18 protein-coding genes and 6 pseudogenes are annotated in these 21,925 nt (G+C 69.7%); 10 read left to right on the top strand and 14 right to left on the bottom strand.

Annotated elements, in window-relative coordinates:
* Window positions 1–70 precede the first annotated feature (70 nt).
* A pseudogene (gene secA / locus H3H54_RS19660) lies at window positions 71–3,133 on the top strand (preprotein translocase subunit SecA).
* A 1-nt stretch (window position 3,134) separates the two neighbouring features.
* On the opposite strand, the gene H3H54_RS12070 reads toward secA, so the two are convergent.
* From H3H54_RS12070 to H3H54_RS12060, 3 genes are read right to left on the bottom strand one after another with little or no spacing between them, the layout of a single operon-like run.
* Window positions 3,135–3,536, bottom strand: a complete 402-nt coding sequence (locus H3H54_RS12070) for an Rv3235 family protein (protein WP_262424066.1) — start codon at window positions 3,534–3,536, stop codon at window positions 3,135–3,137.
* Window positions 3,533–3,730, bottom strand: a complete 198-nt coding sequence (locus H3H54_RS12065; protein ID WP_262424065.1) for a LysM peptidoglycan-binding domain-containing protein — start codon at window positions 3,728–3,730, stop codon at window positions 3,533–3,535. The genes H3H54_RS12070 and H3H54_RS12065 overlap by 4 nt, the downstream gene beginning before the upstream one ends.
* Window positions 3,693–4,301 (bottom strand): hypothetical protein, encoded by a 609-nt coding sequence (locus tag H3H54_RS12060; RefSeq protein WP_262424064.1) that lies wholly within the window; start codon window positions 4,299–4,301, stop codon window positions 3,693–3,695. Before H3H54_RS12060 ends, H3H54_RS12065 begins: the two co-directional genes overlap by 38 nt.
* 310 nt (window positions 4,302–4,611) lie before the next feature.
* Between H3H54_RS12060 and H3H54_RS12055 the strand changes: the two genes are divergently transcribed.
* A complete protein-coding gene (locus tag H3H54_RS12055) occupies window positions 4,612–5,157 on the top strand; it encodes a hypothetical protein (RefSeq protein ID WP_262424063.1) in 546 nt (181 codons plus the stop codon).
* A gap of 34 nt (window positions 5,158–5,191) precedes the next feature.
* On the opposite strand, the gene H3H54_RS12050 is transcribed toward H3H54_RS12055, so the two are convergent.
* Window positions 5,192–5,419 carry an AlpA family transcriptional regulator gene (locus H3H54_RS12050; protein ID WP_262426471.1) on the bottom strand — a complete coding sequence of 76 codons (228 nt, stop codon included), beginning with the start codon at window positions 5,417–5,419 and terminating at the stop codon, window positions 5,192–5,194.
* 355 nt (window positions 5,420–5,774) lie between these two features.
* On the opposite strand from H3H54_RS12050, the gene H3H54_RS12045 reads away from it, so the two are divergent.
* From H3H54_RS12045 to H3H54_RS19655, 3 genes and pseudogenes are all read left to right on the top strand, one after another.
* Complete coding sequence (locus H3H54_RS12045) at window positions 5,775–6,272, top strand: flagellar biosynthesis protein FlgA (protein ID WP_262424062.1); 498 nt, start codon at window positions 5,775–5,777, stop codon at window positions 6,270–6,272.
* Window positions 6,269–7,489, top strand: coding sequence for a P-loop NTPase (locus H3H54_RS12040; protein ID WP_262424061.1), 1,221 nt, complete (start codon window positions 6,269–6,271; stop codon window positions 7,487–7,489). Before H3H54_RS12045 ends, H3H54_RS12040 begins: the two co-directional genes overlap by 4 nt.
* A 4-nt stretch (window positions 7,490–7,493) precedes the next feature.
* A pseudogene (locus H3H54_RS19655) lies at window positions 7,494–7,697 on the top strand (DUF6912 family protein); the annotation flags it as partial.
* A 268-nt stretch (window positions 7,698–7,965) separates the two neighbouring features.
* Here H3H54_RS19655 and H3H54_RS12035 read toward each other — a convergent pair.
* The gene (locus H3H54_RS12035; RefSeq protein ID WP_262424060.1) at window positions 7,966–8,472 is read right to left on the bottom strand and encodes a DUF2505 domain-containing protein; all 507 of its coding nucleotides are present in this window, start codon (window positions 8,470–8,472) and stop codon (window positions 7,966–7,968) included.
* A 106-nt stretch (window positions 8,473–8,578) separates the two neighbouring features.
* Between H3H54_RS12035 and H3H54_RS12030 the strand changes: the two are divergent.
* Window positions 8,579–10,071: pseudogene (locus tag H3H54_RS12030) on the top strand (sensor histidine kinase).
* Window positions 10,072–10,173: 102 nt separating this feature from the next.
* Here the strand turns inward: H3H54_RS12030 and H3H54_RS12025 are convergent.
* Window positions 10,174–10,422 (bottom strand): WhiB family transcriptional regulator, encoded by a 249-nt coding sequence (locus H3H54_RS12025; RefSeq protein WP_102235098.1) that lies wholly within the window; start codon window positions 10,420–10,422, stop codon window positions 10,174–10,176.
* 353 nt (window positions 10,423–10,775) lie between these two features.
* Here H3H54_RS12025 and H3H54_RS12020 point away from each other — a divergent pair, with 353 nt between their 5' ends.
* Window positions 10,776–11,225, top strand: a complete 450-nt coding sequence (locus H3H54_RS12020) for a hypothetical protein (protein WP_262424059.1) — start codon at window positions 10,776–10,778, stop codon at window positions 11,223–11,225.
* A 95-nt stretch (window positions 11,226–11,320) separates the two neighbouring features.
* On the opposite strand, the gene H3H54_RS12015 is transcribed toward H3H54_RS12020, so the two are convergent.
* The 8 genes and pseudogenes from H3H54_RS12015 to H3H54_RS11980 form a co-directional block, all read right to left on the bottom strand.
* Window positions 11,321–13,282: an FtsX-like permease family protein gene (locus H3H54_RS12015; RefSeq protein WP_262424058.1), complete on the bottom strand. Its 1,962-nt coding sequence runs from the start codon at window positions 13,280–13,282 to the stop codon at window positions 11,321–11,323.
* Window positions 13,276–13,827: an ABC transporter permease gene (locus H3H54_RS12010; protein WP_262424057.1), complete on the bottom strand. Its 552-nt coding sequence runs from the start codon at window positions 13,825–13,827 to the stop codon at window positions 13,276–13,278. The genes H3H54_RS12015 and H3H54_RS12010 overlap by 7 nt, the downstream gene beginning before the upstream one ends.
* A complete protein-coding gene (locus H3H54_RS12005) occupies window positions 13,827–14,564 on the bottom strand; it encodes an ABC transporter ATP-binding protein (RefSeq protein ID WP_262424056.1) in 738 nt (245 codons plus the stop codon). Before H3H54_RS12005 ends, H3H54_RS12010 begins: the two co-directional genes overlap by 1 nt.
* 151 nt (window positions 14,565–14,715) lie before the next feature.
* Window positions 14,716–15,405 carry a response regulator transcription factor gene (locus tag H3H54_RS12000; protein ID WP_262424055.1) on the bottom strand — a complete coding sequence of 230 codons (690 nt, stop codon included), beginning with the start codon at window positions 15,403–15,405 and terminating at the stop codon, window positions 14,716–14,718.
* Window positions 15,402–15,731, bottom strand: a complete 330-nt coding sequence (locus tag H3H54_RS11995; protein WP_262424054.1) for an ATP-binding protein — start codon at window positions 15,729–15,731, stop codon at window positions 15,402–15,404. Before H3H54_RS11995 ends, H3H54_RS12000 begins: the two co-directional genes overlap by 4 nt.
* A gap of 206 nt (window positions 15,732–15,937) precedes the next feature.
* Window positions 15,938–16,054 (bottom strand): annotated as a pseudogene (locus H3H54_RS11990) (histidine kinase dimerization/phosphoacceptor domain-containing protein); the annotation flags it as partial.
* A gap of 709 nt (window positions 16,055–16,763) precedes the next feature.
* Window positions 16,764–17,510, bottom strand: a complete 747-nt coding sequence (locus H3H54_RS11985; RefSeq protein ID WP_262424053.1) for an SOS response-associated peptidase — start codon at window positions 17,508–17,510, stop codon at window positions 16,764–16,766.
* A 1-nt stretch (window position 17,511) separates the two neighbouring features.
* Window positions 17,512–18,530 (bottom strand): annotated as a pseudogene (locus tag H3H54_RS11980) (YihY/virulence factor BrkB family protein).
* A gap of 329 nt (window positions 18,531–18,859) precedes the next feature.
* Here H3H54_RS11980 and H3H54_RS11975 point away from each other — a divergent pair.
* From H3H54_RS11975 to H3H54_RS11965, 3 genes and pseudogenes are all read left to right on the top strand, one after another.
* Window positions 18,860–20,088, top strand: a pseudogene (locus tag H3H54_RS11975) (CpaF family protein).
* The gene (locus H3H54_RS11970) at window positions 20,085–20,957 is read left to right on the top strand and encodes a type II secretion system F family protein (protein ID WP_262424052.1); all 873 of its coding nucleotides are present in this window, start codon (window positions 20,085–20,087) and stop codon (window positions 20,955–20,957) included. Before H3H54_RS11975 ends, H3H54_RS11970 begins: the two are co-directional and overlap by 4 nt.
* Window positions 20,954–21,898, top strand: coding sequence for a type II secretion system F family protein (locus H3H54_RS11965; protein WP_262424051.1), 945 nt, complete (start codon window positions 20,954–20,956; stop codon window positions 21,896–21,898). Before H3H54_RS11970 ends, H3H54_RS11965 begins: the two co-directional genes overlap by 4 nt.
* The last annotated feature ends 27 nt before the right edge of the window (window positions 21,899–21,925 follow it).

Raw genomic sequence — 21,925 nt, 5'->3', positions numbered from 1 at the left:
GACGGTGACGCATACGATGGGGCAGGCATCAGCCGCCCCGAGGGCGGACACGAGATCTACGGGAGCACGAGTGGTCAACCTCTTCGACAAGATCCTGCGCGCCGGCGAAGGTCGGGAAGTGCGCAGGCTCGAAGCCATCGCCCAGCGAGTGGGAGAGGCGGAGGACGTCTTCACCGAGCTCACCGACGACGAGCTCCGCGCCGAGACCGACCACTTCAAGGAACGGCTCGAGGACGGCGAGACCCTCGATGACGTGATGGTCGAGGCGTTCGCGGCGGTGCGCGAGGCGGCGCGCCGCACGCTGGGCCAGCGCCCCTACGACGTGCAGATCATGGGCGGAGCGGCCCTGCACCGCGGCCGCATTGCGGAGATGAAGACCGGTGAGGGCAAGACCCTGGTGGCGACCCTTCCCGCCTACCTCAATGCGCTCGCCGGCAAGGGCGTCCACGTGATCACGGTCAACGACTACCTGGCCGGTTACCAGAGCGACCTCATGGGCCGCATCTTCCGCGCCCTGGGCCTGACCACCGGCGTCATCAAGTCCGGCATGACCCCGGCGGAGCGCCGTGAGCAGTACGAGGCGGACATCACGTACGGCACGAACAACGAGTTCGGCTTCGACTACCTGCGCGACAACATGGCGCTCGCCCCCGAGGACAGGGTCCAGCGCGGGCACAGCTTCGCGATCGTCGACGAGGTCGACTCGATCCTGATCGACGAGGCACGCACCCCGCTGATCATCTCCGGGCCGGGCTCCGGCGACGCGAACAAGTGGTTCAGCGAGTTCGCGAAGGTCGTCAAGCTGCTGCGCCGCGATCGCGACTACGAGGTCGACGAGAAGAAGCGCACCGTGGGCGTGCTCGAGAGCGGGATCGACAAGGTCGAGGACCACCTCGGCATCGAGAACCTCTACGAGTCGCTCAACACACCGCTGATCGGTTTCCTGAACAACGCCATCAAGGCCAAGGAGCTGTTCAAGAACGACAAGGACTACGTCGTCCTCAACGGCGAGGTCATGATCGTCGACGAGCACACCGGGCGCATCCTCGCCGGCCGTCGCTACAACGAGGGCATGCACCAGGCGATCGAGGCCAAGGAGGGGTGAAGATCAAGGCGGAGAACCAGACGCTCGCCACGATCACCCTCCAGAACTACTTCAAGCTCTACGAGAAGCTCTCGGGCATGACCGGCACCGCGGAGACCGAGGCCGCGGAGTTCATGAACACCTACTCGCTCGGCGTCGTGCCGATCCCCACCCATCGCGAGATGCAGCGTGAGGACCAGGCCGACCGCATCTACCGCACGGAGAAGGCGAAGTTCGACGCCGTCGTCGAGGACATCGTCGAGCGGCACGACAAGGGCCAGCCGGTGCTGGTGGGCACCACCAGCGTCGAGAAGTCGGAATACCTGTCCAAGATGCTCACCGCCCAGGGCGTCGAGCACGAGGTGCTGAACGCGAAGAACCACGCCGGTGAGGCTGCGATCGTCGCGATGGCCGGTGCCAAGGGCGCCGTCACCGTGGCCACCAACATGGCCGGCCGAGGCACGGACATCATGCTCGGCGGCAACGTCGAATTCATGGCCCATGCCGAGCTCGAGAAGCGGGGGATGGACCCCGAGGAGGACCGCGAGGCCTACGAGGCGGCCTGGGACGAAGAGCTCGAGCACGCGAAGAAGGCCGTCTCCGCACAGCATGATGAGGTCGTCGAGCTGGGCGGGCTCTACGTGCTGGGCACCGAGCGTCACGAGTCCCGACGCATCGACAACCAGCTGCGCGGGCGCTCCGGCCGCCAGGGAGACCCGGGCGAGTCCCGGTTCTACCTCTCCCTCCAGGACGACCTCATGCGGCTGTTCAACTCCGGCGCGGCGGAGTCCCTGCTCGCCCGCGGTGGTGTGGACGAGTCGATCCCGCTGACCGGCCGCATGGTCTCCGGCGCGATCCAGCGCGCGCAGAACTCGATCGAGTCGCGCAACGCCGAGATCCGCAAGAACGTCCTGAAGTACGACGATGTGCTCACCAAGCAGCGTCGGAAGTTCTACGAGGAGCGGTCCCGGATCCTTGAGGGTGAGGAGCTCGACGAGCACGTCGAGCGGTTCATCGAGGAGGTCATCGGCGGCACCGTCGACGCCCACACCAAGGGCAAGCCCGCGGAGGATGTCGATCTCGAGGAGCTGTGGGGTGCTCTGCGCCCCGCCTACCCGGTCTCCCTCACCGCCGAAGAGCTGATCGAAGAGGTGGGCGGCAAGGAGAACCCTCGAGGCGAGCGTGCTGAAGGCGGAGATCCTGGCCGATGCCCGGGTCGCCTACCAGAAGCGCGAGGAGGAGCTCGGCGAGGAGGGTCTGCGCCAGCTGCAGCGTCGCGTGATGCTGTCGGTGATGGACCGTCGCTGGCGCGAGCACCTCTACGAGATGGACTACCTCAAGGAGGGCATCGGCCTAAGGGCGATGGCCCAGCGTGATCCGCTCATCGAGTACGAGCGCGAGGGGCACCTCATGTTCAACGAGATGATGGCGGGCGTGAAGGAGGACATCGTCGGCTACGTCTACAACCTCGAGGTCCAGGTCGAGAAGCCCGAGCCGGTGGTGCCGAGGGCCGTCAGCGATCTGCTGCGCAGCGCCTCGAAGGTCGCCGCTGCGGCGACGGGCACCGCGAAGGCCGCGCCGGAGGCCGGCAGCGGCACGGCGACCGACGCCTCGAGCGATGTACCAGATGCCGCTCCTGCCGAGGAGTCCTCGGAGGTCGAGCTGGACGGGGCGAGGACCGCGGACGACGCGGCGGGCGAGACCGCTGACTCGGACTCAGCCTCGGATGCGCCCGGCGCCGGCGAGGAGCTCGTATCCGATGAGCGGTCCGAACAGCTCGCGCAGGAGAACCGCGTGGTGCTGCGTGCCAAGGGCCTGGATGACGGGCCCGCTGAGCGTCAGCTCCGGTACACCTCCGCGGAGGGGAGCGGGGTCCAGGACTCCTCGACTCTCTCGCGAGCGCAGCGGCGGCGCCAGGCTCGACGGGAACGAGCTGGCGGGTCAGCTGATGCCGCGGCGAGCGACAAGGTGCAGGACAAGCCCGAGGGTGCCCCTCAGGATGCGAGCCAGAACCGCGCCCAGCGCAGGGCGAGGCGTCGCCGGGGCTGACTCAGCCGATCTCCAGGACGGTCACGCGCCAGCCGGTGTGCCGCAGCTCCCAGCGCATGGCCAGGAATCGGACACGGTCCGGCTCGCGCAGCACGCAGCTCGCCTCGACAGTGTGCTCGTTGACCACGCAGCAGCGCACCCCGGTCACCATGAGCTGCCGCGGCGGCGCGTAGCCGGTGGCGGCCCGCAGACGCCGCGTCAGCGAGGCGCGCCGCGCCAGCTGCTGGGCGACCTCCGGGGTCACCCAGCGCGACAGCGAGTTCTCCGGGCGCATGTCGCGGACGATCTCGACCGCACGCCGGGCGACCGGGGCGATCAGCTGCTCGACCGCACGAGGATCGTCGGGGGCCCAGCTCTCGGCGTGGCGGCTCAAGGTCGCGGGGCGCTGATCAGTGGTGCTCATGGCAGGTCCTTGGTGGTCAGTGAGGCGGGCACGGTCAGTTCCATCCCGGGGAACAGCTGGTCAGGATCCGTGCCGATCACGTCCTGATTGGCCTCATGGAGCATCGGCCAGGCAGCAGCGATCTCTGCGGGATCGGAAGAGGCGGGGCCCAGGAGATCATCGGAGATGCTCCACAGGCTGTCCCCGCTGCGCACGACGACGGTGTGCGGGGTGGTCGGGGGTCTCGCCGTCCTGCGTGTCCGACGGCGACTCGGTGGGCGCCTCGGCATCTGATGGCGGGGCGGGTGCTGTCTCTCCCCAGCCGAGGGCCGGCAGCGGTGCGGTGCTCCCGGAGCCTGATGAGTCCTGGGCTGCACCCGGGCCGGCGGCCTCGGGTGCCGGTTCGGGAGTGACGCCATCGGTCGGCAGGAGCTGGGAAGTCTGGGCCGGCGCCTGCTCGGAGAGAGAAGTCGGCGCCGGCGGGCTCTCTGCGGCCATCGACGGCGTGAGCACCAGTGCGGTGGCCGTGGTCGCCGCTGCGGCACCTGTCGTCACGCGTCGTGCCAGCCGCGGCGCCAGCAGCTTCAGCGCGAGCAGCAGTGCGGTCCCCGTCCGGGTCGCTGGTCCTGCCAGGAGGATCGCGGCGGCCAGCGTCCATATGACCGCGAGATAGAGGCAGAGCAGGGCACCCAGAGCCGCGATCGTGACCAGCACCCACGCGATCAGCGCCTGGCTCGCGTGGCCGGAGAGCGCGGATTCCTGCAGTGATGCAGCTGCCACTGACATGGCCGCGGTCCCTGCGGCGGCGAGCAGAGCACACAGCAGTGTCGTGCCTGGGCCGGCGGCGGCCGGCGGAGTCGTCGTCTCGTCCCCCATGGATACCCCTGATGTGGCGGGCCATCTCGCCTGAGCAAGAACCGCGCCGATAGTGTCGTTTGATGGCGTTTGATGTCAGCAAGGCCGACTGGAAGCAAGGTAGCCCGTTGTGACTCAAGACGCAATGGAGCTCGGGTGCCATGTGGACAGATGTCGTCGGGGGAGGAGGGGGTGAGCTCGGTCAGTCGGCGGGGGCGAGCTCGGTCAGTAGAGTGGGGTCATGCGATTCGAGCGGATCTTCGACGACCTCGAGGGCCGGTTCGCGCACCATGAGCAGCAGGAGATGCGTGCGGTCTCGGAGGATCTGGCCCGCGCTGAGCGCGCCCAGCTCACCCTCGCCGATCGACTGCGCGGTGCCGGTGCGCAGCGCTTGACGCTGCATGTCGGCGTCGGGCTGCGCGTCGGCGGCGTCGTGGAGGAGGTCGGCGCTGACTGGGTCGCGCTCAGGGACGGGGGCGGTGCCCGCCTGTCCCTGGTCCCGCTCGGCGCGATCGTGCTGGTGCACGGGCTTCCCACCAGAGCTCGACCGCAGGAGGAGACGCTGCGCTCACCTCTCGGTCTCGGCTCCGTGCTGCGGGAGATCGCGCGCGACCGCAGCGTGGTGAGACTGGAGACGACCGCGGGTGGCCTCATCGGCAGGATCGCGGCCGTGGGTGCAGACACCCTGGATATCCAGTCACTGCCGACTGGGGAATCGGTCGTAGTGCCCGGATCGGAACGGCTCACGGTGGCGAGCGCCTCGCTGCTCGCAGTGCTGCCTCGCTGAGGGCTGCCGGCTCAGCACCGTGGAGGAGAGGCAGTCAGCCCTTCTGCTCCGCCTTCCGGCGTTCTTCCTGGAGGATGTGTTCAGTCGCCTCGTAGCTGCGCTGGATGTACGACTCGATCTCCGTGACCTCGACCCGCCACTGGCCGCGCCCTCCGACCTTGATCGCTCGCAGCTCTCCGGACCGCACCAGGGCATACGCCTGGGACGCAGAGATCGAGAGAGTCTCTGCGACATCAGACAGCGGGACGAAGCGTGGCGTCATCGACGATCCTTCCGGTCGGAGCACCTGGCGGGAGAGCATCACCAGTCTCTCATCCTCGGCCTTCATGCGTCGGCGTCATTGTGGACGGCGGACGAAGGAGCCCGCGGCTCGGGATATCCACAATGCACGGTATTCCGCCCCTTGAAGCACCGGCTCCCGGTAGCCTCCCGTGAGATCCCGCCAGCGCGGGCTACGAGGGTTGAGGAGAACGCAGTGGGGGCTACTGCATCGGTGATGAGGCTGCGCAGGCCGCGTTGGAAGGATCCGCGGCTGATCGTCGGGATCGTCCTCGTCGTCGCGAGCGTCCTGATGGGTGCCCTGCTGGTCTCCCGACTCCGAGACCACACCCGTGCTCGTGACCCGCTCACCGATCGCGCCCGGCGACTCCATCGACGCCTCCGATCTCGTCGTCGCCGAGGTACGGCTGGGGGACCAGACCGATCTCTACGCCGGGAGCGTGGACGCCATCCCCGAAGGAGCGGTCGCCACACGCGCCGTGCAGGAGGGGGAGCTGCTGCCGATGTCGGCGATCGGGCAGGCGGCCGAGGTGCCGCTGCGTCCGGTGGTGATCCCGGTTGCTGCGACTGTGGCCGAGTCCGTCGCCCCCGGGAGCACCGTGGAGCTCTGGCACACCGCTCCCGCGACCGATGAGTCAGGCGACGCACAGGCCGTCCTGCTGGTGCCCGATGCGGTGGTCCGCCGAATCGACGAGGGGAGCTCGCTGGGCATGCGCTCGATGTCCGTGGAGGTGCTGGTGCCCAGCAGCAGCGTGCACGAGGTCCTCGAGGTCCTCTCGAAGGATGAGCGGTTGGACGTGATCGGCGTCCCCGGTGCCCATGGGCTCGCGCCATGATCGACATCGTGCTGTGCGCCTCCGGAAGAGACGAGGTGCGGATCGTCCACGACCTCGCGGTGGACCGCAGCCGGACGGCGCGGGTGGTGCGCCGCTGTGCCGACCTCGCCGAGACGCTCGCCGTGGTCGCGGCCGGCGTCGGGGACGTGGTGCTGATCGATGTCTCAGTGCGCGGTCTCGGGCGAGACGCGATCGCGGCGATGATGAGAGACGCGGCCGTGGTGGGACTGAGGTCGCAGGAGGACGCCGACCAGACTGCGCTGGGGCTTCGCCATGTGCTCGACGCGAGCTCCTCGATCGAGGAGATCCTCGCCACGGTGGCCGCAGCGGTCTCCGGTGAGCAGGAAGAAGGAGCTTCCTGGATCCAGGAGGCGGCGGACGCTGACGAGGAGTCGGGTGGCCGGCTCGTCGCGGTGTGGGGCCCTGGTGGCGCTCCGGGGCGTTCGACCCTCGCGGTCAACCTGGCCGCCGAGGCGGCCGCGGCCGGAGCGGACACCGTCCTGGTCGACGCGGACACCTACGGTCCCTCGCAGAGCCAGCTGCTCGGCGTGCTGGACGAAGCCCCGGCCTGGTGGCCGCCGCGAGAGCCCACGATCGGGACACGCTCGATGCGGAGACGATCGAGTCCCCTCCCTCTGGTCCAGCCACGACTGCGGCTGCTCAGCGGCATCGGGGTCCCCGGACGGTGGGCGGAGCTGCGCCGCACCTCGATGGACGGTGTCTGGGCTGCGCTCGCGCGACGGGGCGGCCTCGTGCTCGCAGATGTCGCATCGCTGCTGGAGGAGGACGAGGAGCTCAGCTACGACACCATCGCCCCTCAGCGCAATGCTGCCGCGATCAGCGCGATCGAGGCGTCGGATGCCGTGATCGCGGTCGTCACTGCGGATCCGATCAGCATCACCCGGTTGCTGCGCGAGCACAGCAGGCTCCAGGAGCTCGGCGTCGAGGAGCTGCATGTCGTGGTCAACCGCGTCGGCGCTCCGGTGCCGGGGGACCGGGTGAGGGAGCTGATCGCCTCCCGGATCCAGGTGGCCTCGCTCACCCTCCTGCCCGATGATCCGATCGCCTGCCGCACTGCCGCGTGGGACGGGGCGCTGCTCGCCGAGGCGGCGCCGCGCTCCGCGCTACGCAGGGGACTGCGGGACCTCGCAGCCTCGCCCGCGGTGATCGGACAGGGCGCCGCAGTCACAGGATCAGCCGAGCCGGTGAGAAGATGACGCCATGAGGATCTACCTTCCGCTGACCACCCCGGACCGCCCTGTGCTAAAGAGCGCCGGTGGGCGCATCGAGCTCGTCGGGGGCCGTGCCGCATGGGCCGTGACCGCCGAAGCCCGCACGGGCCGACCCGGACAGGACGAGGAGGACCTCGAGTACGACGCCCTGCAGGACGCGATCCACATTGCTCTCAGCACAGGGTCCAGCTCGGCGCGTGCCCTCGTGATCGCCGCCGACGTCCCGGAGGCCGCGGTGCGTCCCGGGTCGGAGGGTGGGGAGCCTTCGGCATCAGCCTCCGTGAGGAGGTCACAGCACGGATCGCCAGCTTCCACGTCACCGAGCTGGATGCCGCCGCGGCGGAAGCCGATGACACCGACCCGGCACTGCTGTGGTTCGACGCCACCGAAGGTCCTGCCGCGCTCGCCTTCCTGGGCGGCGGGCCCGCCACCTGAGCGGCGGGCCGCCCAGCGCGGACTGATCAGCCGGCAGCCGCCTCGCGGTAGGTCGTCGCGGAGCGTTCCTCGGCACGCAGCACCGTGGAGACATAGGGGATGGCGGCCTTCTCCAGTCGCGGCCCCAGCAGAGGGATCTTCGCGACCAGATCGCCGTCGATCTCGACGGAGCTGCTCTGCTCTCCGGCCGAGGTCAGTCGCAGGGTGGCGGTGAGCCCCGCGGGGGTGCCGGCGACGTCCAGACGCATCGTCCCCTCGCGACTGCCATCCGGCTGCGCGGCGGACCAGGACTGCTCCTCATGGATCGTCACGGACGAGCCGACGAAGGGTCGCACCATGTCCGGCACCCGGTCGGTGGGCATGGACAGCTCGGTGCGGACGGTGAACGTCCCGGCCGGGCTCCCCTCGAGAGTCGATTCGGCATGCGTCGCCCCGAGCGTGCGCCGGCGAATCTCCGTGTACTCCGGATCGGCGTACATCTCCGCCGCCGAGCGTGCCGACAGCGGCAGGGTCAATGTCTCGCGAAGCTTCATCCTGATCCTTCCTCGGAACTGATCGGGCTCAGCCTAGGGCAGTTCGAGCCCGCGCCCGCCCGCGGACGAACTCTGACGATGCGAGGCGGACCCCTATCCTGTTCTCATGCCGAGCCTGTCCAAGTTCCTCGCCGACAACCGTGGTCTCTCCGAGAAGGAGGCGGATTGGTTGCAGCACCTGGTCGGTGACTGGAACCTGCTCGCCGATCTGCTGCGCGCCGACCTCGTGCTGTGGATCCGCGAGGACGACGGCCCGCTGGCCGTCGCCCACTGCCGCCCCGCCACTGGCTCCACGGTCTACTACGAGGACCCGGTGGGTTCCATGGGGGCCGGGGGCGAGGAGAGCACCGAGGTCTCGCGCCTGCTGCACGGCGGCGAGCCCGACCGTCAGCGACTCACCATCGAGCGCGAAGGGCGCCCGGCGACGGGCACTCTCGTGCCCGTGCGTAAGAACGGGCGCACCCTCGCCGTGGTCGCCGCGGAGATCCCCGTCACAGACCACCAGCCCTCCGACAACGAGATCCATCTTCGGGCCCTGGGGCATCGACTGCTGCGGATGCTCGAGAGCGGTGCCTTCCCCATCGAGGGCGTACCGATCCCGCCCCGGCGCGGCGCACCCCGCGTCGGCGACGGCGTGGTCGAGATCGATGAGGCCGGCGTCGTCCAGTGGACCTCCCCCAACGCGCGCTCGGCGTTCCACCGCTTCGGCGTCGCCGGCGACATGGAGGGCATCACCCTCGCTGAGCTGTCCACCGAGATGCTGCAGTCCCGCTCCCCGGTGGATGAATCCCTGCCGCTGGTCCTGATGGGACGCGCCGCATGGCGTTCCGACATGCAGGCCCGGGGCGGGACCCTCTCGCTGCGGGCCGTGCCGCTGACAGAACAGGGTCGCCGCACTGGCGCAGTGATCCTGGTGCGCGATGTGACCGAGCTGCGCCGCCGTGAGCGTGAGCTGATCACCAAGGACGCGACCATCCGCGAGGTCCACCACCGGGTGAAGAACAACCTGCAGACCGTGGCGGCGCTGCTGCGGATGCAGTCACGACGGATGAAGTCCGAAGAGGCGCGGGAGGCTCTTGCGGAGGCGATGCGCAGGGTCTCGACCATCGCGCTGGTGCACGAATCACTGCTGCAGGGATCGCAGGAAGCGGTCCACTTCGACGAGGTGATCGATCGCTGCCTGCGGCTGGCCGTGGACGCGGCGAGCGCGACCGTCCATCGCGCGGGGACGCCGCAGCTGACCGACAGCCAGGTCGAGGTGCGCACCCAGAAGATCGGGCGGGTCGGCACGATCCGGGCGGAGGAGGCGACGCCGCTCGCGCTGGTCGTCACAGAGCTCGCCACCAATGCGGTGGAGCATGGTTTGTCGGAGACCGGGGGACGCTCACCATCCGCAGCGCTCGGACCGGATCCCATCTGGTCATCTCGATCGAGGACGACGGGAGCGGGATGGGGGCGGCGAAGCCGACGGGGCTCGGGACCAACATCGCGCTGACCCTGGTGCAGGGGCAGCTGGGAGGCACTCTCACCTGGGAGGGTCAGTCCGAGGGCGGGACCCGCGCGATCGTCGAGGTCTACCTGGACCCGCTCACGCTCTGAGGGGCGGCCCGGGGCGGGCCTCCGGGCCGGCTGATCATAACGCGGGCCCGGAGGTGGGGTCCTGCGGCGTCGCGCTCGTGGGCGTGCCGCAGGACCAGGGGGTCAGCTCGCGCGGCGGGCGCGGGCGTTGCGGCGCTTGAGGGAGCGGCGCTCATCCTCGGACAGTCCGCCCCAGACGCCGGAGTCCTGGCCGGTCTCGAGTGCGAACTTGAGGCACGCGGTCATGACGTCGCACTTCTGGCACACCGCCTTCGCCTCCTGGATCTGGGTGATCGCCGGCCCCGTGTTCCCGATCGGGAAGAACAGCTCGGGATCATGGTTGAGGCACTCGGCACGGTGGCGCCAGTCCATCGTCACTCTCTCTTTCCAGGACGCCCCGCCCAGCCCCGTGGGGCCCGGCGCGGCGAGGGTCACCCCTGAAGGGGTGTTGTCGGGTCTCTGGCTCCTCGCGGCGGCGACGGCGGCAGGATGCTCCTGCTGTGAACGTCGGTCGGACGAGCCGTTATCCATTCTCTGGGGCGGTCGGGGCCTCGACAAGGGGCTTGATGGGCAAGCCTGGTGGCACTTCCCACAACCGTCGGCGAGGAGCCGCGACGCGCGTGATGCCTGGCACGAAGGCGTTGCTTCCGGGTGCGGAAGGTGGTTGAGGAGATCGGCCGGAACGCGGTGCACACCGGGATGAGCCCGACGATTACAGTGCCACCATGCCCACCGACACCACTTCCTCTCCTCGCGGTCCTGCGGACGACCGAGCCCGCGGCGCCGTCGACGCCGAGGACCCGAGCCCGCGCATCCGGCCGATCGTCGCCTCGCTGCTGGGCGTGGAGGCGCTGCTGCTCGCCTCCGCCGCCGCGTACTGCTTCGTCGCGGTCTCCGGTGGGGCCCTCCACCCCCGGCTCGGCATCGGCCTCGGGATCTTCCTGCTCCTGTTCGCGGCCGCGCTCGGGTTCGCCGCCCGCTCGATCCTGGTCAGGGGACGCTTCGGCCTGGGCTGGGGCATCACCTGGCAGCTGTTCCAGGCCCTGGTGGGCGCGAGCATGTTGAACGCCTCCATGTACTGGCAGGGCACCGTGGCACTGGTCCTCGCGATCATCCTCTTCGTGCTGCTGACGCGCCTGGTGCATTCGACCCCTCTGCCCTCGCGGGGCGAGTGACGCACAGGCCGCATGCGCCAGCGGCGGCGAGGGCCCCGCACCGGAGCGATCCGGTGCGGGGCCCTTCCTGGTTCCGGGCACAAGGCCCGGCCGGGTCAGTCAGCGTCGGCGAGAGCCGCGGCCGGGGCGGTCCGGGCAGCTGCCCGGCCGGGCAGGACGGAGGCGAGACCGCCCGCGACGATCGCGAGCACGAGCACCAGGGCCAGCTGGCCCCAGGGGATCGTGATCGAGACCGGCCAGGTCGAACCCAGCAGGGCGCTGATGCCCAGCACGCCGTACAGGCTCCCGAGGGCGAGCCCGAGAACGGCTCCCACGAGAGCGAGCAGGACGCCCTCCCAGCCGAGCATCGCCCGCATCTGCCGGCGGGTGGTGCCCAGGGCGCGCAGCAGTGCGTTCTCCGACGTGCGCTCGATGACGCCGAGGCTCAGCGTGTTTGCCACGCCCACCAGGGCGACGAGCACCGCGACCGCCAGCAGCGCGAGAGTGATCCCCAGCAGCACGCCGAGGATCTGCGCATAGCCTTCGCGCTCGAGACCACCGGCGTCCACCCGGATCTCGGAGTAGCCCTCGGCCTGGGTCAGCTCGTCCACGTCGCGCATCAGGTCGTAGCCGTCGACGCCCTCCCGAGCTGGCGTGCCGGGGTCGGCGAAGTCGGCGAGCACCGCGGGGCGCGCCCGGTCGCCGAGCAGCTGCTCGTGCGTCGCGGGCGTCACCAGCGACATCTGCAGGTTCGCATCGACCTGCACCCTCAGCTCATGGAGGGTGCCGTCAGGGCCGTCGATCTCGAGCACCTGGCCGTCGGCCACTCCGAAGCGCTCGGCGCGCTCCTTGCCCAGCAGTACGACCCCGTCGGTGAGCTCGTCGACCATCTCGGGCCGGTGGGAGGTCTCCGTCAGCGCCTCGGGCGTGGCCGCGTAGAGGGTCATCGGCTCGGAGGCCCCCACCTCGATGTCGCCGCGGGCGGACTCGTGCGCGGAATCCATCCCCTGGATCGCGGCGATCCGGGCGACAGCGTCCTCGGGCATCTCCTCGCCCGAGACGACCAGGTCGATCGGGCGGCGTGAATCCAGCTCGGAGGTGAGGGTCACCTCCGCGGTGCGCGCGCCGACGGCCATCATCGTCATCAGGGTGGTGCCGATCAGCAGTGCTGCGATCGTCGCGGCGCTGCGTCGCGGATTGCGGGCCACATTGGCGCCTGCGATCCGGGCAGACAGTCCTCCCACCTGGCCGGCGGCACGTGCCACCAGGGCGGACAGCGGACGGGTCAGCAGCACCAGCGTCAGCAGCACCCCGGTGAAGCTGACCACCCCGCCTACGATCGCGGCGACGAGCCCGATCCCGACCATGCCGTTCATCGCTAGGGCGGTGCCGCCGCCCAGTGCCACGATCCCGCCTGCCACTGCGAGCAGACCGAGGACGCCCTGGAGGCCGAGACCTCGGCGCTGTGCGGGCGGGGCCGGGCGCAGCGCCTGCAGGGGCGCCACCCTGGTCGCCGCTCGCATCGGCGCAAGGCTCGCCAGCAGGGTGACCACCCCGGCGATCAGGGGCAGCAGCACGGACCAGAGTCCGAGCGGCACCAGCAGCATGCCTTCGAGCCATCCCAGCCAGGCGGCCGCCACGAGGGCGAGCTGCACCAGCAGGTGGCCGCTGAGCATTCCGGCCGCAGCGCCGAGCAGCCCCACGGTCAGCGACTCGCGCAGCACTGTGCCGCGCACCTGTGAGCGGGTGGCGCCGAGCGTGCGCAGCAGCGCGAGGGAGCGGGTGCGCTGTGCGATGGTCACCGCGAAGGTGTTGGCGATGACCACGGCGCTGGTGAACAGTGCGATCACCACGAACACGGCCAGCAGCATCCCCAACGCCCCGAAGCCCTGCAGGAGGAGGCGGGCAGCCTCGTCCTCCGCCTCGGTGGCCGTGCGCACCTCCAGGTCCCCGCCGGTGGCCTGCGCGGCGACCTCAGCGGGGTCGGTCCCCTCGGGCACCGAGGCCAACCAGGTGGGGGTGTCGGTGCCGGCCCTCGGGCCGAGCAGGGTGGCGGCGCCGGTCTCGTTCGTCAGCACGTGGGGGTGGCGCCGAAGACTGCGCCTTCGGCGGGTCGGGCGATGCCGACGACGCGCAGCGTCGTCTCCTGCGCATCGGGGGCCATCTCCTCGGGAAGGATGACCGTCTCGCCGACGCCGACGCCGAGCACTTCAGCGGCATTCTCGTCGAGCACGATCTCATCGGCCTCGGTGGCCGGTGCGCCGGCGACGAGCCGGTCATCACCGGACGCACCGGCGGGGAGCATCTCGACCGCGAGGAAGGAGTTCTCGTCGGGGGAGCGGAGCTCGATCATGTACTGCACCTGCGGCCAGACCTCGTCCACGCCCTCGACCTCGGGGGCCGCCAGCGGTTCCTGGGATGCCCACTCCTCGTCGCTCAGCTCGCGCGTGATCTCGAGGTCCGCACCTTCGTACTGTTGGCTCGCCTCTGAGCGCAGCGAGGCCTGCACCAGATTCCCGGCCAGCACCATGATGGCGACGAAGGCGCAGGACAGGGCGATGGTGAGGACTGCCGCGAGGTGTCGACGCAGCGGCGTCAGCTTCACGGTGGTGCGGCGGGCCATCAGCGCTGCCCCCGCAGATCCTCGTCGCCGACGATGCGACCATCGGCGAGGGTGATGATCCGGTCGGCGCGCTCGGCGGCCTCGCGCTCATGGGTGACCATGACGACGCTCTGCCCGAACTCGTCGACCGAGAGCCGCAGGAAGTCCAGCACCTCGTCAGTGGTGCGGGAGTCGAGGTTTCCGGTGGGCTCATCGGCGAAGACCACCGCTGGGGAGGTCACCAGGGCGCGGGCGATCGCGACCCGCTGCACCTGGCCGCCGGAGAGCTGGGAGGGCAGATGCGTGAGCCGGTCGGCGATGCCGAAGGCGGAGGTGAGGGTATTGAGCCAGGCACGGTCCACGCGCTTGCCGGCGAGCTCGAGCGGCAGCAGGATGTTCTGCTCGGCGCTCAGCATCGGCAGCAGGTTGAAGGACTGGAAGACGAAGCCGATCCGGTCGCGTCGCAGCCGCGTCAGGGCGTCATCGGACAGGCCGGTGATCTCGGTGCCGTCGAGCCGGATGGATCCCTGATCGACCTCGTCGAGCCCTGCCAGGACGTGCAGCAGGGTCGACTTCCCCGACCCCGAAGGGCCCATGATCGCGGTGAACGCGCCGCGGGCGATGTCGAGGTCCACGGAATCCAGAGCGGTGACGGTGCCGGCTCCGGTGCCGTAGCTGCGGGTGATCCCGCGGGCGATGATCGCCGGGGCGTCGGCGGCGGTGGGGGTCGGGGGAGCGGCCTGGGGTGAGGCGGTCATCAGGTTCCTTCGCGAGGCGGTGAGCTGTCATCGTCGATCCTCCGGCGTGGGCACCGTGCGCGTCGTCCCCCCTGCGGTCGCGTGATCGGTGCCGATGTTCAGACCGCAGCGATCCCGGTGTCATACCGTGGTCTGATCCGGACCGTGCAGGTCACTCGCCGCCGGTGGCGACCAGGCCGGTCTCGAAGGCGATGATCACAGCCTGCACCCGGTCACGGGCGCCGAGCTTGGAGAGCACGCGGCCCACATGGGTCTTCACGGTCGCCTCGGCCACGAACAGCTCGGCCCCGATCTCCCGGTTGGAGAATCCTCGCCCCATCAGCATGAGCACCTCGCGCTCCCGCTCGGTGAGCGGGGCCAGCACGGAGGTGTCCTTCTCCTGCGGCTCCGGCGTGAGGACCACCCGCTCCAGCAGCCGCCGGGTGGCCGACGGCGCGATCACCGCATCCCCGCGGTGCACGGTGCGGATCGCGCCCAGCAGATCCTCGGGCTGGGCGTCCTTGAGCAGGAAGCCGCTGGCACCCGCACGGATCGCGGAGACGACGTACTCGTCCAGATCGAAGGTGGTCAGCACGATGATCTTCGGGGCACGGTCCACCGGCAGCTGCGCGAGGATCTCGGCGGTCGCCTCGATGCCATCCTTGCGCGGCATCCTGACGTCCATCAGCACCACGTCCACGGTGCGTGCGCGCAGCTCCTCCACGGCGGCCTGCCCGTCGGAGGCCTGGACGACGACCTCCATGTCGTCCTGCGAGTCGATCACCATCGCGAAGCCGGCACGCACCAGCGGCTGGTCGTCGACCAGGGCGATGCGCAGGGGGCGGTCGAGCGGATCGTTCATCGGGGTTCTCCTCGAAGAAGACGGGCGGGGGAGGGTGGAGGTGCGGAGCGATCGGCGAGAGGCGCCAACGCCGCGGTCAGCGGGACCGAGGCGCGCACCCGGTACCCGCGGGAGGGCAGGGGACCGGCCTGCAGGGTGCCGCCGAGGACGGCCATCCTCTCGCGCATCCCCGTCAGCCCATGGCCCAGCCCGTCGGAGGCCGGGTCGGTGCCCTGGCCGTCATCGAGCACCTCGACCTTGAGCTGCTGCGAACCACGGTGTATGCACACGGCGGCGGTGGAGCCGGGCCCGGCGTGCTTGAGGACGTTCGTGAGGGCCTCCTGCACCAGGCGGAAGAGCGAGAGCCCCAGCGCTGGGGGAGATCCTCGAGCGAGCCCTCGATATCGAGGGTGACGGGCAGGCCTGCGGCGCGCACCCGCCCGATCAGCTCGGGCAGCATCTCCGGTCCCGGCTGGGGGCCGAAGCTGGTCTCGTCCTCCTGCCGCAGCACGCCCAGCAGGGAACGCATGTCGGCGAGCGCTGCGCGGCCGGTCTCGCCGATGGTGCCGAGCACCTCAGCGGCCTTCTCCGGCTTCTGCGCGGCGACGAAGCGGCCGCCGTCGGCCTGGGCGATGATCACCGAGAGGGAATGGGCGACCACGTCGTGCATCTCGCGCGCGATGCGGGCACGCTCATCGGCGACCGCGAGCGCGGTGCGCTGCTCGCGCTCGCGCAGCGCCTGCTCGGCGCGGTCACGGGTGAGGGCCAGCTGCCGCACCCGGGCCCGTTGCAGGTTCGCCAGCGCCCACACCGCCACGACGGTGATGGTGCCGATGAGCACCAGGCCGACGAAGCTGATCAGGGCCTCGAGGGGACCGCCGTACTCCGAACGCAGAGCATCGATCCCCCAATAAGCGGCCTGCACGAAGACGCCGAGCATCCCCGCCGCGACACCGAGGCCGTGCACCAGCGGCCTGCCGTAGGCGACGGCGCAGAACATCGCATAGAACGTCATCACATCGCCCAGCACCACCGGGACGTTGACCACCACGTGCAGCACAGCGAGGCCGCCGATGACGACCACGCCATGCAAGGGCCGGATGCGGCACAGCGCACCGGCGGCGACCATCGGCACCGAGAAGAGCGTCCACCAGCCGGTGGACAGGGTGCCGAGGGAGAAGATCAGCAGCAGAAGGGCCGCGCCGCCGAAGCCGATCAGATCGACCTTCCCGGGATTCTCGATGATCCAGCGGAAGGGGTCGCTGAGCCGGACGCGCCGCCGGGGCACGTCGGGCAGCTGCGCGGATCCGTCGGTCATGGTCACGAGCGTACGGTCGCAGGAGCCTCCGGCGCGTCAGACTGCGGTCGGATCATGTGGATCACAGCAGGGTCTGCGGGGGCTCGAGCAGCTCCGGGCCGTCGTTGCCGACCTTCCCCACCGCGGGGTCCACCTCGCGCACAGAGAGGGTCGCATCGTCGAGGAGGTGTGCGTCCTCGAGGATCCACTCCTGGGCGGCGTGGCGGTCATCCATCGCCGTGTCGAGCCAGCCGTCGATTTCCGTGCGGCGCAGCATCACCGGGGTGCGGTCATGGATCCGGGCGAGCTCACCGCTCGCCTCGCGGGTGATGATCGTGGCGCTCAGCAAGAAGGCGCCGTCGTCGCTCGCTGCAGGTCCCTCATGCCCTCCCGGCCCCCTCCACCAGGAGACCAGCGCGGCCATGAGCAGCGGGGAGCCGTCGGCGGAGGAGATGAAGCACGGCTGCTTGCGGCCGCCCTTCTCATCGCGCACCCACTCGTAGTAGCCGTCCATCGGCACGAGAGCCCGATACCGGCCCAGGCTCCCGCGGAAGCTCGGCTTCTGCGCGAGGGTCTCCCGGCGGGCGTTGAAAGCGCGGGAGGAGAAGGAGAGGTCCTTCGCGAACGGCGGGAGCAGGCCCCAGCGCGCGATCCTCAGGGCCCGCAGCACCCCGCCGGTCTCCTTGTCGATCGACTCGGTGACCACATGGATCGGGGCTGTGGGAGGGATGTTCCAGCTGCTGCGCAGATGCGGGTTGGTGAGGTCGACGGCGCCCAGATCTGCCACCAGCGGTTCGATCTCCTGGAAGAACGCGAAGCGCCCGCACATCTCAGGAGTCCTTGGTCGGTGCCTCGGGCTCGTCGGGATCGACGACAGGCACTCCCTGCCGCGGCGTCAGCCGGGCATCTTCCCCGGTGTACGCCTCGGCGTCGTGGTGGAGGTTGCGCAGGCGGATGTCGCGGCCCTCGTCGATGATCTGCTCGCGCTTGGCCTCGGCCTTCTCGGCGCCCGCAGAATCGCGCATCGGAAGCGCCAGGGAGTCCTCGGCCGGCTTTCCGGCCTCGAGCTCGTGAGCGCGCTCGTACTCGGCGTCCACCTCTGCGCCGATGATGATCACGATGTTGATGATCCACAGGGCGAACAGCACCGCCATGATGCCGCCGATCGCGCCGTAGCTCGAGTAGCCGGCCACCGTGCCCATGTAGATCGACAGGGCCACTGCCGCCACGCCGATCCCGAGGATCGCGAACACCCCGCCGGGGAGATGAAGCGGAAGGGCTTGTCGATGTTCGGTGCGCCCCAGTACAGCAGCGAGATCAGCGCGAAGGCGATCACCAGGATCACCGGCCACTTGGCCCAGGCCCAGATCGGCAGGAAGGAGTTCATCAGGAATGTCAGCGCGCCCTCGGCGCCGATGTTCGAGGCGATCGGGCCCAGCAGGCTGTCCACGATCGTCTCGTTCAGCAGCACCGACACCATCACGATCAGGATGCCCAGGATCATCGCCACGGTCAGCGCGAGCATGGTCGCGTTCATCCGGATCGGACCACGGCCCTCGGGAACCTCGTAGATGTGGTTCGCCACCCGGCCGTAGGCCTTGATGTACGCCGAGGCGGACCACAGAGCGGTGGCGATACCGATGATCAGCGCGACGGTGCCGCCGGTCGCAGAGCCCATCAGGGACTCCACCGTCGACTGGACCGCATCGCCGGCCCCCAGCTCGGAACCGCTGGCCGCCGATTCGATCGCCTCGGTGATCAGCTGCGCGATCTCGTCCGTGAGATCGGAGAGCAGCAGCGTGGCCAGGGAGAACAGCGCCAGGAGCGTGGGCGCGATCGAGAGCACCATGAAGTAGGTGAGCTTGGCGGCCTGATCCGTGCCGCCATCACGCATGAACTCCGTCAGCACTCGTTTGGCCATGTACTTCACAGTGGTGCCGGACATCGAAGGGGTGTCATCGCCCTGGGCGGTGGAGTCGGCCATGAGGAGTCTCCTGAGGTCGGGGTGGCTCACGGACAGCTGTCATCCTGCCATGAGCGCGCGCAGGGAGAGTTATCCACATTCGCTGGGAGTGGGGAGAGATTCCAGCGGATCCGCCCTAGAGTGACCAGGGGCGCGAGGTGCGCCACCTCACACAGGGGACTGCAGCCGGCCGGACGGGGCCGGGAGGGGAATGGATGGACGCCGCCACCATCATCGAGAGCGAGTCGCGCGAGCTGATACGCCGCCGTGGCCTCGACGTGCACGCCGACCAGCTCGAACCGCTCATCCGCGAAGTCGTCACCGATTACGACCGCCGCTCCTCCTCCGGGGAGGTCCCGGTGCTGCGCGCTGACGACGACACCATGGTCGCCGAGATCGCCGCCCGGATCGGCGGCTTCGGGCCGCTGCAGGAGATGCTGGACGATCCGAGCATCGAGGAGATCTGGTTGAACTCGCCTTCGCAGGTTTTCGTCGCGCGGAACGGGCGCAGCGAACTGACCACGATCGTGCTCAGCGACGTCGAGGTGCGAGGAATCGTCGAACGGATGCTGGTCAGCAGCGGCCGCCGGCTGGACATGAGCACACCGTTTCGTGGATGCTCTGCTGCCCGACGGCTCCCGACTGCACGTGGTCATCCCCAGCGTGACCCGGTCCCACTGGGCCATCAATATTCGGAAGTTCGTCGCAAAAGCCCATGACCTGCAGGGATTGGTGACTCTCGGGTCCCTCCCGCAGCAGGCCGCCGACTTTCTCGACGCCGCGATCGCCTCCGGGCTGAACGTGGTCGCCAGCGGGGCCACAGGAGCGGGCAAGACGACCTTCCTGCGCTGTCTCGCGCAGTCGGTGGGTGCTCGGGAACGTGTGGTGACCATCGAGGAGGTCTTCGAGCTCAACCTCGCCCTGCGTGACGTCGTGGCGATGCAGACCCGCCAGGCGAACCTCGAAGGCACAGGGGAGATCTCGATGCGCCGCCTGGTGAAGGAGGCTCTGCGGATGCGCCCCAGCCGGATCATCGTCGGCGAGGTACGGGAAGCGGAGAGCCTGGACATGCTGATCGCCCTCAACAGCGGCCTGCCCGGGCTCGCCTCCATCCATGCGAACTCAGCACGCGATGCCATCACCAAGCTCTGCACCCTGCCGCTGCTGGCGGGGAGAACGTGTCGAGCAGATTCGTGGTGCCGACAGTGGCCAGCGCCATCGATCTGGTGGTGCACCTGGACATGTTCGCCGACGGGCGCCGGCGGGTCAGGGAGATCGTGGGTCTCAGCGGCCGGGTCGAGGACGAGACCATCGAGGTCTCCGACATCTTCTCGCAGCGTGGGGACCGGCTCGTGCGGGGGAGGGGCATCCGCCCCACCCTGAGCGCTTCGCCCGCGCGGGCTTCGACCTGTCCGGCTTGCTGGGGCAGAGGCTGGCTGCATGAGCGACGGTGCCTTCCTGGGGCTGGTCATCGGGCTCGGTCTGCTCTCGATCTGGTGGTCCATGTGGGAGCAGGAGAACACAGCGCCTCGACGGGGAGCCGCCACGAGGGCGCTGGACCGGCTCCGCGACGATCTGATCAAGGTCGGACTCGACACGGTCCCGCCTGCAGCGGTGCCAGCGCTCAGCGCGGGCCTGGGCCTCGTGGTCGCCACCATCCTGTGGGCGATCTCCGGCGCGGTGGTGCCCGCGCTGGCGATCGGCATCGGCGCCTCCGCGCTGCCGGTGCTCGTGCTCCGCTCGGCGGCACTCCGCCGCACCACGGCCATGCGCGAGGTCTGGCCCGAAGCCGTTGACCATGTGAACTCCGCGATCCGCGCCGGTCTGTCGCTCCCGGAAGCCCTCGTCCAGCTCAGCCGCAAGGGACCGGAGGAGCTCCGGCCCGCGTTCACGGAGTTTTCGCTCGACTACCAGGCCAGCGGCGACTTCGCGAGCTGTCTGGACCGCCTCAAGATCCGCCTGGCCGATCCCGTGGGGGACAGGATCGTCGAAGCACTGCGGATCACCCGGGACGTGGGAGGCACCGATCTGGGCGGCCTGCTGCGCACGCTGTCCGCCTTCCTGCGGGAAGATGCACGGACCCGGGCAGAGCTCGAGGCCAGGCAGTCCTGGACGGTCAACGCGGCGCGGCTGGCTCTGGCGGCACCGTGGATCGTGCTGGGCCTGATGGCCACCCGCCCCCAGGCAGCGCAGGCTTATGACTCCACAATGGGCCTGGTGCTGATCGCGGTCGGTGCTGGCGTCTCCTTCATCGCGTATCGCGTCATGCTGCAGATCGCTCGGCTCCCACAGGATGAGAGGGTCCTGCGATGACGAGCTCCGGCACCGCGATCACCGGCATCGTGCTCGGGCTCCTGTTCGGGATCGGGCTGACCCTCATCGTCTGGCAGCTGCCCTGGCTACGGGCGCGAGATCTCGCCACGAGGGTCGACCCGTACCTGCGCCGTTCGCGTTCGGCATCGCTGTTCGCGGCACCGAGCACGGCGAGCCGCACGCGCACGGTTCTGGAGAATCTGATGGGGCCGATCGCGATCCGGGTGCTGAGCGTGCTCGAGAGGCTCACCGGAGGTCCCGAGCAGCTCGAACGCCGACTCCGCCTCGCGGGCCGACGCACCTCCGCGGACTCCTTCCGTGTCGAACAGGTGGCGTTCGGCGCGGCGGGCCTGGCGATGGGCGTCGTGGTGGCGATAGCGGCGATCGGACTGCGGGACAGCAGTCTTCTGCTCGGTCTGGTCCTCGTCGTCCTCGGAGCCGTGTGCGGGGTGCTTCTGCGCGACTACCTGCTGGGGGCGGAGATCAAGCGCCGAGCTGCTCGGATGGCACGGGAGTTCCCGACCGTCGCCGACCTGCTGGCCCTCGCGGTCGCTGCGGGCGAGAGCCCCATCGCTGCGATGGAGCGCGTCGCGCGGACCTCTTCAGGTGCTCTTCCCGATGAATTCGCGGCAACCGTCGCCGATATCCGGGCCGGTACGAGCATCTCGCAGGCACTCGCATCGCTGGGCTCGCGGACACCGCTGGAATCCCTCAGCCGTTTCGGGGAGGGAGTCGCGATCGCCATCGAGCGCGGCACCCCGCTCGCCGATGTGCTGCGCGCCCAGGCCCAGGACGCGAGAGAAGCGGCGAAACGGGAGCTCATGGAGACAGCCGGGCAGCGGGAAATCATGATGCTCGTACCCGTGGTGTTCTTCGTCCTGCCCCTGGTCATCCTCTTCGCGATCTTCCCCGGTCTCGCCGTCCTGGAGATCAGTCTCTGAACCGCCTCACGAAGTCCTCTCCCCATC

This window comes from Brachybacterium sp. Z12 (assembly GCF_014400405.1).
In the GTDB taxonomy this organism is placed as follows: Bacteria; Actinomycetota; Actinomycetes; order Actinomycetales; family Dermabacteraceae; genus Brachybacterium.
The sequence above is the reverse complement of the archived record's forward strand: the minus strand, read 5'-3'. Positions and strand labels throughout refer to the sequence as shown.

Bases quoted from the DNA above. Each gene is read 5' to 3' on its own strand.
- H3H54_RS12070 (WP_262424066.1), bottom strand. From the start codon at position 3,536: ATGAGCACCACTGATCAGCGCCCCGCGACCTTGAGCCGCCACGCCGAG.
- H3H54_RS12060 (WP_262424064.1), bottom strand. From the start codon at position 4,301: ATGTCAGTGGCAGCTGCATCACTGCAGGAATCCGCGCTCTCCGGCCAC.
- H3H54_RS12055 (WP_262424063.1), top strand. From the start codon at position 4,612: ATGCGATTCGAGCGGATCTTCGACGACCTCGAGGGCCGGTTCGCGCAC.
- H3H54_RS12050 (WP_262426471.1), bottom strand. From the start codon at position 5,419: ATGACGCCACGCTTCGTCCCGCTGTCTGATGTCGCAGAGACTCTCTCG.
- H3H54_RS12040 (WP_262424061.1), top strand. From the start codon at position 6,269: ATGATCGACATCGTGCTGTGCGCCTCCGGAAGAGACGAGGTGCGGATC.
- H3H54_RS12035 (WP_262424060.1), bottom strand. From the start codon at position 8,472: ATGAAGCTTCGCGAGACATTGACCCTGCCGCTGTCGGCACGCTCGGCG.
- H3H54_RS12025 (WP_102235098.1), bottom strand. From the start codon at position 10,422: ATGGACTGGCGCCACCGTGCCGAGTGCCTCAACCATGATCCCGAGCTG.
- H3H54_RS12020 (WP_262424059.1), top strand. From the start codon at position 10,776: ATGCCCACCGACACCACTTCCTCTCCTCGCGGTCCTGCGGACGACCGA.
- H3H54_RS12010 (WP_262424057.1), bottom strand. From the start codon at position 13,827: ATGGCCCGCCGCACCACCGTGAAGCTGACGCCGCTGCGTCGACACCTC.
- H3H54_RS12005 (WP_262424056.1), bottom strand. From the start codon at position 14,564: ATGACCGCCTCACCCCAGGCCGCTCCCCCGACCCCCACCGCCGCCGAC.
- H3H54_RS12000 (WP_262424055.1), bottom strand. From the start codon at position 15,405: ATGAACGATCCGCTCGACCGCCCCCTGCGCATCGCCCTGGTCGACGAC.
- H3H54_RS11985 (WP_262424053.1), bottom strand. From the start codon at position 17,510: ATGTGCGGGCGCTTCGCGTTCTTCCAGGAGATCGAACCGCTGGTGGCA.
- H3H54_RS11970 (WP_262424052.1), top strand. From the start codon at position 20,085: ATGAGCGACGGTGCCTTCCTGGGGCTGGTCATCGGGCTCGGTCTGCTC.
- H3H54_RS11965 (WP_262424051.1), top strand. From the start codon at position 20,954: ATGACGAGCTCCGGCACCGCGATCACCGGCATCGTGCTCGGGCTCCTG.